This is a genomic window from Prevotella sp. Sow4_E9_plate, from assembly GCF_052116205.1.
Lineage (GTDB): Bacteria > Bacteroidota > Bacteroidia > Bacteroidales > Bacteroidaceae > Prevotella.
In genome coordinates this window covers 45,326-56,687 of sequence record NZ_JBQKLN010000004.1, presented here as the reverse complement: position 1 = coordinate 56,687, position 11,362 = coordinate 45,326, and the positions used below count along the sequence as shown (strand labels likewise).

Here is an 11,362-nt window from a genome sequence, read left to right as displayed (position 1 = left end):
AACTCTGTTAACCCAGTTGTTCTTCCGCCCTTAAACTTTTATTCCGCCAGCAGCTTCTCAGCCATTGCCTTACCCAGAGCCTCGCACTTCGCCTTGACCTCTGGAGTAATCGCCTGCTTCATATCTACCGGCTCACCCACTGGCTCGTAGTGGAGCTTGGTTTCGTTCCACTCCTGAATCTTAGCCACAGCCTTGCTTGCCCAGCAATGAGAACCATACCAGCCAAGGAGGTGGTTCTTGATGTCCTTATTGGCAAGCTCAGAGAGGAGAACCTCCATCTCGTGATAAAGACCGGCATTGTAGGTTGGAGCACCCACGATAAGACCCTTGTAGCGGAAGATGTCGCGCAGGATGTAGCTGTGGTGAGTCTTCGAGATATTATACATCACGATGTTCTTCACGCCAGCCTTGCTTGCTGCACGGGCGATGATTTCGGCCATACGCTCGGTGTTGCCGTACATGGTGCCGTAGCAGATAACGAGGCCCGGCTCCGTCTCGTACTTCGACATCTTATCATACATGCCGATTACCTTCTCAATATGCTCGTGCCAAACAGGACCATGGGTTGAGCAGATATAATCCAGCTCCACGCCAGCCAACTTCTTCAAGGCATTCTGAACAGGGATTCCATACTTACCCACAATGTTTGAGTAGTAGCGAACCATCTCCAGCCAGAAAGTCTCGCAGTTGATTTCCATATCGATGATTCCGCCGTTCAGCGCACCGAAGCAGCCGAAGGCATCGCCCGAGAAGAGCACCTTGTTCTTCGCATCAAGCGTTACCATCGTCTCTGGCCAGTGAACCATAGGGATGAGAACGAAGCTCAGCTCGTGGTTGCCCAGAGAGAGGGTTTCGCCATTCTTCACCTCTACCACGTCATCAGTTACGCCATAGAAGCCTTCGAGCATTCCCAGGGTCTTCTTGTTGCCCACAATCTTGATGTTAGGGTAATATTTCTTGATGAGGGCGATGGAACCGCTGTGGTCAGGTTCCATGTGGTTGATGATGAGGTAATCGATTTCACGGTCACCAATCACCTCGTGAATGTTCTCGAGGAACTGGGTGAAGAAATCTACCTCTACAGTATCTACCAGCGCTACCTTCTCATCGTCAATGATATACGAGTTGTAGCTCACTCCGTTAGGCAATGGCCAGAGGCCCTCAAAACGATGCTTGTTGCGGTCGTTAACGCCTACGTAATAAATCTTGTTTGTAATTTCTGTCATATTATTTATTTTGAACTTTGAGATTTGAACTTTGAACTTTGAGATTTGAACTTTGAACTTTATGATATGCTGTTTCTCAAACAACTTCTACTAATCATAAAGTTCAAAGTTCCCAGTTCAAAGTTCCAAGTTTTTTCTTTCTCCGAATTCCTTGGAAACATAATTGTAGATGTCCTTGCAGCATTCGGTGGAGAAATCCTGGGCCGATGCAAGCAGGCTATCCCATTGCGCCTCAGATAAGCCGCGGTCGATATCCTCGCGGGTGATTCCATCCTTGATCAGTCCGAACACGAAACCGGCATTGAAGTTATCGCCGGCACCGATGGTGCTCACCGGCTTCATCTTCTCCGAAGGATAACTCTTGGCAAAGCCGTTCTCGGCACGAACCTCTACAGGCTCTGCGCCCTGGGTGCAGATAAACTTCTTGCAGTAGAAACTGATTTCGGCATTATACACCTTGTCAGCCTCCGGTTTCTTATAGAGGATTCCGAAGTCCTCGTGGCTGCCACGAACGAAATCGGCGTGCTCCAGGTTCTCTATCAGATTAGGTGTAATCTTCATAATCTCATGCTGATGAGAAGAGCGGAAGTTTACATCATAATAGAGGATGGCGCCACGACTCTTGGCGTACTCCAGGAAGCCTGCCACCTGAGGACGGACCACAGGATTCAGGGCGAAGAACGAACCGAAGAGCACGATGTCATCGGGATTGATTTCGGGAGTGGCAAACTCCAGCTGGTCGTGAGGATGATCCTTGTAGAAAATGTAGTCAGCATTGTTGTTCTCGTCGAGGAACGCCAGCGAGAGTGGCGACTTCGAATCAGGGAAGATACTCACGTTGTCAGCATTCACCCCATTATCTCTCAAGAACTGAATCACATACTCTCCGATACGGTCGTTGCCCGCCTCGCTGATAAACGAAGCATTCACGCCCGCACGTCCCAACGAGATGACTGCATTGAACGATGAGCCACCCGGTACTGCCTCTATCGGCTTGCCGTTCTTGAAGATGATGTCAAGCACGGTCTCTCCTATTCCTATAACCTTACGCATTGTTTATGTCTCTTTTATATTGTTTTTGGGGACAAAGATAAGTCTTTTTGGCGATAATGCAAAATAAATGCCCAATATTTTGGATAAATTACATTTTGAATGTAACTTTGCACCTTGAAATGAAATACAATACTTATACATTAGACAACGGACTCCGCATCATCCATCTGCCATCGGATAGCAAGGTGGTGTATTGCGGCTACCAGATAAACGCCGGCACCCGCAACGAGGAGCCGGGCGAGGAGGGGTTGGCGCATTTCTGCGAGCACGTCACCTTCAAGGGCACCGAGCGACGCAAGGCGTGGCACATTCTCAACTGCCTGGAGAGCGTGGGCGGCGACCTGAATGCCTACACCAACAAGGAGGGCACGGTTTATTACTCTGCCATCCTGAAGGAGCACATCGCAAGAGCAGTGGACCTGCTTTCCGACATCGTCTTCCACTCGGTTTATCCGCAAGCGGAGATAGACAAGGAGGTGGAGGTGATCTGCGATGAGATTGAGAGCTATAATGATTCGCCAGCCGAACTGATATATGATGAATTCGAGAATATCCTCTTCAAGGGTTCGCCGCTGGGGCATAATATCCTGGGCACTGCCGAGCAGGTTCGCTCCTTCAAGACGGAGGATGCGCTCCGCTTCACAAGGAAGCTTTATCGGCCGGATAATGCGATATTCTTCGCATACGGGGATATCGATTTCAAGAAGCTGGTGAAGCTTATCAGGAAGGCTTTGGGAGAGTGCCCAAAAGGCCGAGAGCTTGCTTGCTCGGCGGATTGCAAATCCGCCGAAACGCCTACGGAAGAAAGGATTGCAGAAGAAACGCCTACGGAAGAAACACCTACGGAAGAAATGGAAGCAGGCGATGCAAATCATAAAGTTCAAAGCTCAAAGTTCAATGTTCAAAGTAAAGTTGCTGGCCAGACAATCGTGATGCAGAAGAATACGCATCAGGCTCATGTGATGATAGGAACCCGCGCTTACGATGTGAACGACGACCGCCGAATGCCGCTCTATCTGCTCAATAATATGCTGGGCGGACCGGGTATGAACGCCAAGCTGAACCTCGCCCTCAGAGAGCACAACGGACTGGTTTACACCGTAGAAAGCACGATGGTGGCTTATGGCGACACGGGCACCTGGAGCATCTATTTCGGATGCGATGAACACGATGTGAAGCGCTGCCTCAGACTGGTCCGCAAGGAGCTGGATAAGTTCATACAGAAGCCATTGAGCGATGCGCAGCTCAAGGCTGCCAAGAAACAGATCAAGGGTCAGATAGGCGTGGCCTGCGACAACCGTGAGAACTTCGCCCTCGACTTCGGCAAGAGCTTCCTGCACTATGGCTGGGAGAAGAACGTTGACCGCCTCTATGAGCAGGTGGATGCGATTACCGCCGCCCAGATTCAAGCCGTGGCTCAGGAGCTGTTTGATAAAGACAGACTCACCACCCTGATTTTCAAGTAGTTCTTAACAGAAAGCCAAAAAGCAAAAAGCAGAAGCCATTGCCCACACGCCCTGAAAGGCAGAGGCAACGCCCCAAACGCCCTGAAAGGGCAAAAGCTTTAAAATACACATTTAATAACTAACTTAATATAAAATTTATGATGAAAAAAATCATGTTATCAATCTGCCTTCTCTGCGCCTGCACTACCTTACAGGCTCAAGGACGCAAGCACACAACTTTCTTTGATCAGAGAGCTACACTCTTTGAAGTTCTCCCAACCAGCAAGAAGGACATCATTTTCCTGGGCAACAGCATCACCAACGGAGGTGAATGGGCAGAACTGCTTGACAACCCACACGTCAAGAACCGAGGAATCAGCGGCGATAGAGCTGATACCATGCTCGACCGCCTCCACGTCATCACCAAGGGCAAGCCTGCCAAGATCTTCCTGCTCATCGGCATTAACGACCTCGCCGGCGGCCGCAACGTCGAGGACATCGCCAAGGACATCGATGAGATTGCTGAACGGATCAAGAACGAATCTCCTTCTACCCGACTCTATCTGCAGAGCGTTCTGCCGCTGAACCCAAAGTTCAACATGTTTGTTGACCACATGAGCCGCAAGAAGGATGTTCCTGCCCTCAATGCCCTGATCAAGGAAATCGCCAACCGCCGTGGCTTGACCTACATCGACCTCTTCTCTGAGTTCGTGGCTCCTGGAACCCAGGACATGAACCCGGATTATACCAACGATGGCTTGCATCTGCTCGGAAAAGGCTACCAGAACTGGGTAAGAATCCTGAAGCCATATCTTGGAAAATAAATTCAAAAGAGATATATTTACCTACATATCAATAAGTTACGTAATTTCTTCTATGTAGTAAATCTCAAAATCATCCTCGAATAGGGATATAAACAAAGAAAATCGGGCTGTTAACTGTTAACCAACCCGATTTCCTTTTATATATATGTATGTCTGTCTGATATTCAATGTTAAACGAAAAAAGGAGCATCATCCGCTCCTCAATCCCAGGAAAGCCCTGTTGACTCTCCCTCTGCATCTCGGAAGCCCATATTGGCTTCCTACTTTGCTTCAATTACTGTTTTCTGAACTTTTAAAGTTCCTTACCTCGTTGGCTTATTACTTAAGCGAGCTTGTTGCTTGCTGCACCAACTGTTGCAGCAAATGCTACTACTGCTGCGAATGCAATTCCTAATACTAACATAACTTTTCCCTTTCTTAACTTTAAATCAAACTTATCCTTTTTATTAACAATCTTTTATTGTTATCCCTTTTTCAATCTTTACCTAGATTCTAATACCTTCGTATCCTGATGTAATCAATCTTTCTTCCTTATAATCAATACCTTTCGTATCCTGATATTATCAATCTTTTATCCTTTTTTCTTATTTCCGATGCAAAGGTACGAACTTTTGTGTTCGCGCACAAACATTTCAGGAGAAAAGTTTCAGAACACCCCGATTTCTTGATTAAGGTCAAGAACCTTTACATTCCCATTACGAAATCAGGCACGGATTACACGGATTACACGGATTTAAGCCTCTCATGTCAATTAAAACACATTCATAATCTCATAGAACATCCATGTAATCCGCATAACTTTTGCCCTTTACCTTCGGCCGGTGACCGTTGGTTCAGGGCGAACTGATAAAAGCGAAGGAGCCTTTCGCTAGGCATCAAGCAAAAAATACGTCCGATAGGCGTCCCGCCGGATTTGAAATCCGGCGTTAAAAAAGGTCCTTACCTATTGAAAATCTGCGGATTTGAAATCCGCAGCAAGCAAGATTGCTTTCCCTATTGGTGTTGGGGGATTGCAAATCCCCCGATTTTAATAGGTCGAATCTTTTTGACGGCGGATTGCAAATCCGCCGGGACACCTGACGGGAGTCAATCAAAACGCATTCATAATCTCATAGAACATCCGTGTAATCCGCATAATCCGTGCCTAACCTATTCTACGCAGCCATTCCCGGCGTTCCGTAGTGCCCGTACTTGCCGATGAACTTGGCGGTCTTGGAGAAGGTGCCGTCTTCGTTCTTCACGATGAAGCCACGCTTCTTCCAGGTGCACAGGAGAACGGCAAGCTTGGTCTTGGTGCCATGAACCATGCAGACTTCCTGAATCTCTGCCTTATCGAAAGTATCATGAACGAAGAGCAGAAGATTGCTCACACCGGATGCATGATAGATAGAACGGTTGTCTGCATCTATCGCCTCCTGCATCTGATTGCCGAAGAAACGCATCTTGCACCACAAATCATACTTCACGCTCCATACGATGAAATCCTCTATCGCCTTCTCCCACTTCTCGCCATTCGCCAGATAAAGCACCATCGCCCTGCGGAAACCATTCGCCAAACCACGCTTGGCAAACTCGGCGTAAGGCTTGTTGTAAGCCAGCTGAGCCAGCTCCATGAGCTCACTGCCCAGGCGCTCGATAAGCTGGCGAGCCTTCCTGCACTCCTTGAAACCGCTGGCGGCATTCAGCTGATGGATGTAAGGAGCCAGCTGCGACTTGAACTGCGCATCATATTCCCCCACAACCGGACAAGGAGCAAACTCTGAACGGAAGATGGTGGCAAGTGACAGGCGGCTCACGGCTCCATCAGCCACCTCACGAACCGAGAAGAACTTCTGGGTAACGGCGATGGTACTGGAAGCATTCCAGTTGAAACGGGTCTTCACGCGGGCAGTAACGCTCTTGGTGCCCACACGCTCCTGACCGTCCTCTGAATTGTCCCAGCAGAGACGAATCAGCTGGCTAGGGTCGTTGAACTTCCTGAGCATGTCCACCTCGTCCATCTTGCAGTAGAGATAGGCATCGCCAGCCTTCTGCGCATCGTCCAGACGCTGGATGTAGGCAGCACGGGTAAGGTCGGGCGAAACGATGCGGATGCAGATGTCTTCCGGGCGCACCGGCTTCTTCTTGTTGTCGCCCATGGTGTTCACCTCGTCCTTCCATTCCTGCTCCTTCTGACGGTTCACCTTATCCATCTGCACCAGGTCTTCGATGATGCTGTTGATAGGTCCGTTTACCGCCGATTTGCCTGACGACATCGGCGCTACGAGCAGATTCATCATAGCCGCCTCATGCACCTGATTGTCGATGTAGCGGAAGTTGACGCCCTTGAGATGAGCTGCCAGCGGAGGGAAGACCGCCATCGCCACAGGTGCCTTGAAATCATCCTCTACCTTGCTGGTGAGCAGCTTGATGAGCTTAGGCAGCTTGGCAGGCAACTGGGGCGGAACTTCGGCGTAGATTCCTGCCTTCTCGGTGGCTTGCTTGGCGAGATGATTCTTGCGGGCGAGCTCCACCGCCTGCTTCACGAGCTGGGGCATTTCAGAGGACTGAGCCACCTTGCAGGCGCTCTCTACAGAGGCGAACGCCTTCTCCTCGTCTTCGCCGAAGATTTCGATTACCTGCTTAATCCAAGCCGCCTCGCTATTGCAGATGTATCTGAGCAGGCAGGCTTCACGATAGATGAAGTTGTTGCGGTTGCCATGGGCAGGAGCGCCGCCCATCAAATCCACCAGCGCCTTGGTAATCTCCTCATAAGGAACGCCATCGTAGGTCTGCTCATACTGCACGATATTGGCAGCCCTTCTCGCCTTCTCCTCCTCGCTCTCGACAGGCTGGAAATCTACGGTTGGAGCGGAATCAATATCCATCGGACGGCCGTCGATATCCAGTCCTCTCTTTCTGTAAGCCTCACGATATTCAGCCACAGCTTCCTTATCCAGGTGCTTGTACCAGTCGTCGGCAGTATAAATCTGGCTGGCAGCATCAGTGATGAAGATGATGCGCTCAGGCGTAACGCAGCTTGGGTCTTCGGTGGCATGGATGAGCTTGCAGAAGGCGCTCTGAGCCTCAGCGATGGTCATCCCTACAGGGATGCGGATGTCGATGTGGGCCTTGTTGCGTGCCGAGCGTTCCACATGAAGTACTTTTCCCTTCCAAAGCTCGATTTCATCGGCGGTGAACATCTGCTCACGGGCGACTTTCTCCTGGGACTCATCAAACATTCCGTTCAGGAGCAGGGCTCTCTTCACGGCTCCTTCTACCTCCTCCGGATTATCGATGTCTACGGTAGTCTGGAAGGTGAAAGCCTCCGGGTCGATGGACTTCTGGGCACGGTGGTCGTCCAGGAAGTGGAAGTAGTGAGGCGAACGGAAAGGCAGCTGCTTCTTGAGTGCAGTAATCTGCTTGTCGAGCTGCTTGTAGGCCTCAGTCTGCTTCTGCTCCTCGCCCATCTGATTCTGCTTGGCGGTAAGGTCGCGAATCTGCCCCACGAGGGTGCTGAGCCAGGACTGCTTGGTGAGCTCGGTGTAGTAATCGAGGAGATAAGTAGCAATCTGCCCCATGTTTGCATTGCGATTAGGGTTCATGGCAATGAGGCGGCTGCTCATCTGCTTGCATTCATCAAAAGAAAGATTGTTGTTTACCATTTGAATATTATTTAGATTATACAATGACTGGATTATTGAAAACCAGCCACTTCTCTTCCGAAAAGCGATGCAAAGATAAACAAAAAAAAAGCCGTTTACAAGTTTTTTCTGAAATAAAAAAGCAGGGGTATAAGGAGGGTATAAAACAAGGTATAAAGAATCATCAAAGGGTATAAGAGGGGTATAAGCGAGGTATTAATATACCCCGCTAGCTACCATCTCCCGCCGTCATCTCGTCATCATTCTTGATGTCCGGGGCTGGCACTTCCTTATCCACCAGTTTCGGCAAGATTTCCTTCAAATCCACATTCTCCAAATAGGATGTTTCGCCCAAAATCTTCTTGAAAGCATTCACAATATCGCAATAATGATTGAATCTTTCTATGCTTACCGAGCCCAACTTATCTGAATCAAGTTTCCACCATTCCAGAGCCGCATATTCGAATGGTGTAGATTTCACCTGCGCAAGATCCTTCCATTTGCAGAGCGGAGCACGCTCCGTATTCTCCGGAGGTAGTTTTTCATACAGGTGGGCCAGATGTTTGCAGAAGGCTGTAGGAGTTCCCATATTGAATAGCCCCCACCCGTTTAAGAGGCGGAACACAGGGAACCAGTCGGATTGACTTTTCACCAGCACTTCAGAACAGCCTTTTTTCTTATAAACCGCTATCTTCGGAATTACCAAATCAACCAGTTCTAAGAATTTCTCTTTCTTCACTTCGTTCGAAGGCTTGGCACCCACCGCCTTCATCGCCTTCATCGCCTCCAGCGATGCTGCATCACCGTGTTTTCCCCACTGCTTCACGTCATTCACCCTGCCGTTTATAATCATCAGGACGATGCCGGAAAGCAGCTGGAGCATCTTCTTGCGGGGCACACGCTTATAGAACACCTGGCGGAGGAAATCTACCGGGTCGGCCTTGAACGTGGGATAGAGCGAATAGGGAAAGGCGTGCAGCTGCTGTTCTATGGCGTCCAGCTGGTCCTTATAGTCGTAGGCGCCCGTCTGCTTCTTCTTGATGGCGATAGGCGCTTCTACGAAGAAAGACTGGGCTGCACGCTCACGATAAGCGGAACTGGTAATGAATCCCATCTCCGTATAGAGTTGCTCGCCCATGCGATGGATTTCCTCATCGTCTATGAGGTCGAGGTTGTTGAGAATGCGGTTTCTCGTCTGCGTCATCTCGCGCGAATAATCGCTTCGCTGTATTTCCATGAAGCTGCTGAGCCGCTCCCTAGCCTCTTCCAGGTTGTCGCGCAGCTCTGCCTCCAGCGCCGACCGGGAATCGGCATCAAGAGGGTTCTTATCGGCTTCAGCGGAATCTGAATCACGAGAAGAATCTGAATCATGAGAGGAATCTGAATCACGAGAGGAATCTGAATCCCGTGAGAGTTGCTCCTGAATGCTGATGATGTCGTTGATGACGCCTTCCAGCATCATGGTGCAATCGCTGAAACGGGTCAGCTTGTCGATGGGCAGAATGGGACCGGAATAGTGCCAGTCGTCATAGATTCCGTCATCATAGATTTCCCTGCGCGCCTGCTCTATCTCCTGCTCTGATACGTCTACCCGCGCCTCCACTATCAGCTGGAGTCCCGACTTCTCATCGCCTCCCTCCTTGCTGTTGCAGCCCAGGCATCGGGTGCGCAGGTTTCTGCCCTTCCGGGCGATGATGAGGGCTCTTACGTCCTCGCCTTCCAGGGCTGAGACATAGCCGATGAAAAGCTGCTTGTCGTAAGCTTTCACAGCCAGCATATCAAAGGGATTGGCGTCATCGGGCACAAGGCAGATGGTTCTGCCCTCTGCCTCCCTGGCGTATTCTACCTCACGACCTTTCACGTCGTTGTGGGTAAGACCTACTATATGGAATTTCAGTTTCTTCATTGTCGTTTTTATGTTTGATATTGTTTGTTGTCAGCCGCAAAAGTACGTTTTTTTGATGACACCACCAAGCATACTTGTTTAAATTTCCTAAAAGAGCATCTGGGAGCGGCAGGGGTTAACAGGGTTAACAGTTAACAGCTGTTTTTTCCTACCTCCCCCTTGCGTACCTTATTATATTATATATATATATACTTATTTTTATATGTGTGGGAGGGGGAGTATGCATTTTTGGGGTGTTAACTGTTAACCTGTTAACTCTGCCCGGTTGATGAGGAGGAGAATGGAGCAACGGGAGATGAGGGCTAAATGGGCTTATATGAAGGCTTTAACGGGTCATAAATGATGACCAGGGCCGGTCATCATTTATCGTTAGAATAAGGACAAGAGAAGGCAGAATACTACGATTTCACATCGGCCAACCCATGACTTCCCTGGCAGAAAACCATGAGTTGCGGGGCAGAAAACTATGGATTAGTTTTTTTAACGTTACATTTTCTATATATTTTTCATGCATGTTCTATGGGATTCCGTTTTTTTTAATACCTTTGCTGCCAAAATATTAACAATAAATTTTTAAACGTATGAATTCAAAATTAGCAGCAAAATTGGCTGCATGCGCCTCACTAGCGCTATTTTTGAGTGGAATTCCTTCACAGAAGGCCTGCGCGCAAGAGCAGGAGAAGAAGGTTGTGGTAGAAGATGCAGACAACGAGAAGCGCTATCTGCCAGCCAACAGCATCAGCGTAAGCAGCGGATATTCATGGCTCAGCAACGAAATTCTTACGGCCAACGGCGATAAACTGGGCAGAACGCCTACCGGCTTCGACGTGACCATGGAATACGCCCATCTGTGGAAACTGAAGGGCACCCGCCGTCCTTTTTATATCGGCTTCTCCATTAATGGCGTGGGCAGCAGAACCAAGGTGAAAATCCCTAGAAACGGCGGCAATGACGTCAACGATGTAATCATGAACTATTTCATCGGTGCGGGTTACAAAATGGCCTACAAGACCAACAAGCGCTTCATCTGGAATCTGCTGCTGAGCCTTGGCTACGCCTGCACAGACGACGATTTCGCCACCGTAGATGGCTTTGGCGTCTATGCGGAAATGGGATGCGAATACATGCTCAGCAAGCACTGGTCGGCTGGCGTGAATCTTGGCGGCATGTCCTCCACTTACAAGCAGCCGGCAGGCTGGGACGGCAGCAAATATAAATACGGAATCGATCACAATGGCTTGCGCGCAAAGCTTGCCTACTACTTCTAATTACAGAACCAGGCTCA

General features: G+C 49.3%; 7 protein-coding genes. 3 read left to right on the top strand and 4 right to left on the bottom strand.

Annotation, left to right across the window (positions count from 1 at the left end; translation table 11 throughout):
• Positions 1-38 precede the first annotated feature (38 nt).
• Both ACTQ53_RS02660 and ACTQ53_RS02655 read right to left on the bottom strand, forming a co-directional pair.
• Complete coding sequence (locus tag ACTQ53_RS02660; RefSeq protein ID WP_441931919.1) at positions 39-1,226, bottom strand: FprA family A-type flavoprotein; 1,188 nt, start codon at positions 1,224-1,226, stop codon at positions 39-41.
• Between the two features lie 117 nt (positions 1,227-1,343).
• On the bottom strand, positions 1,344-2,279 hold the full coding sequence (locus ACTQ53_RS02655) for a carbohydrate kinase family protein (RefSeq protein ID WP_153122171.1): 936 nt from the start codon (positions 2,277-2,279) through the stop codon (positions 1,344-1,346).
• A 119-nt stretch (positions 2,280-2,398) separates the two neighbouring features.
• Between ACTQ53_RS02655 and ACTQ53_RS02650 the strand changes: the two genes are divergently transcribed.
• Together ACTQ53_RS02650 and ACTQ53_RS02645 are read left to right on the top strand one after the other, a co-directional pair.
• The gene (locus ACTQ53_RS02650) at positions 2,399-3,745 is read left to right on the top strand and encodes a M16 family metallopeptidase (RefSeq protein WP_441931917.1); all 1,347 of its coding nucleotides are present in this window, start codon (positions 2,399-2,401) and stop codon (positions 3,743-3,745) included.
• A gap of 140 nt (positions 3,746-3,885) precedes the next feature.
• Complete coding sequence (locus ACTQ53_RS02645) at positions 3,886-4,548, top strand: GDSL-type esterase/lipase family protein (RefSeq protein WP_441931962.1); 663 nt, start codon at positions 3,886-3,888, stop codon at positions 4,546-4,548.
• A 1,154-nt stretch (positions 4,549-5,702) separates the two neighbouring features.
• On the opposite strand, the gene ACTQ53_RS02640 is transcribed toward ACTQ53_RS02645, so the two are convergent.
• Together ACTQ53_RS02640 and ACTQ53_RS02635 are read right to left on the bottom strand one after the other, a co-directional pair.
• Complete coding sequence (locus ACTQ53_RS02640) at positions 5,703-8,192, bottom strand: hypothetical protein (RefSeq protein ID WP_441931916.1); 2,490 nt, start codon at positions 8,190-8,192, stop codon at positions 5,703-5,705.
• A 208-nt stretch (positions 8,193-8,400) separates the two neighbouring features.
• Positions 8,401-10,077 (bottom strand): hypothetical protein, encoded by a 1,677-nt coding sequence (locus tag ACTQ53_RS02635; protein WP_441931915.1) that lies wholly within the window; start codon positions 10,075-10,077, stop codon positions 8,401-8,403.
• 581 nt (positions 10,078-10,658) lie between these two features.
• Here ACTQ53_RS02635 and ACTQ53_RS02630 point away from each other — a divergent pair.
• Positions 10,659-11,345, top strand: coding sequence for a hypothetical protein (locus ACTQ53_RS02630; protein WP_441931914.1), 687 nt, complete (start codon positions 10,659-10,661; stop codon positions 11,343-11,345).
• Positions 11,346-11,362 lie beyond the last annotated feature (17 nt).

Bases quoted from the DNA above. Each gene is read 5' to 3' on its own strand.
- ACTQ53_RS02660 (WP_441931919.1), bottom strand. From the start codon at position 1,226: ATGACAGAAATTACAAACAAGATTTATTACGTAGGCGTTAACGACCGC.
- ACTQ53_RS02655 (WP_153122171.1), bottom strand. From the start codon at position 2,279: ATGCGTAAGGTTATAGGAATAGGAGAGACCGTGCTTGACATCATCTTC.
- ACTQ53_RS02650 (WP_441931917.1), top strand. From the start codon at position 2,399: ATGAAATACAATACTTATACATTAGACAACGGACTCCGCATCATCCAT.
- ACTQ53_RS02645 (WP_441931962.1), top strand. From the start codon at position 3,886: ATGAAAAAAATCATGTTATCAATCTGCCTTCTCTGCGCCTGCACTACC.
- ACTQ53_RS02640 (WP_441931916.1), bottom strand. From the start codon at position 8,192: ATGGTAAACAACAATCTTTCTTTTGATGAATGCAAGCAGATGAGCAGC.
- ACTQ53_RS02635 (WP_441931915.1), bottom strand. From the start codon at position 10,077: ATGAAGAAACTGAAATTCCATATAGTAGGTCTTACCCACAACGACGTG.
- ACTQ53_RS02630 (WP_441931914.1), top strand. From the start codon at position 10,659: ATGAATTCAAAATTAGCAGCAAAATTGGCTGCATGCGCCTCACTAGCG.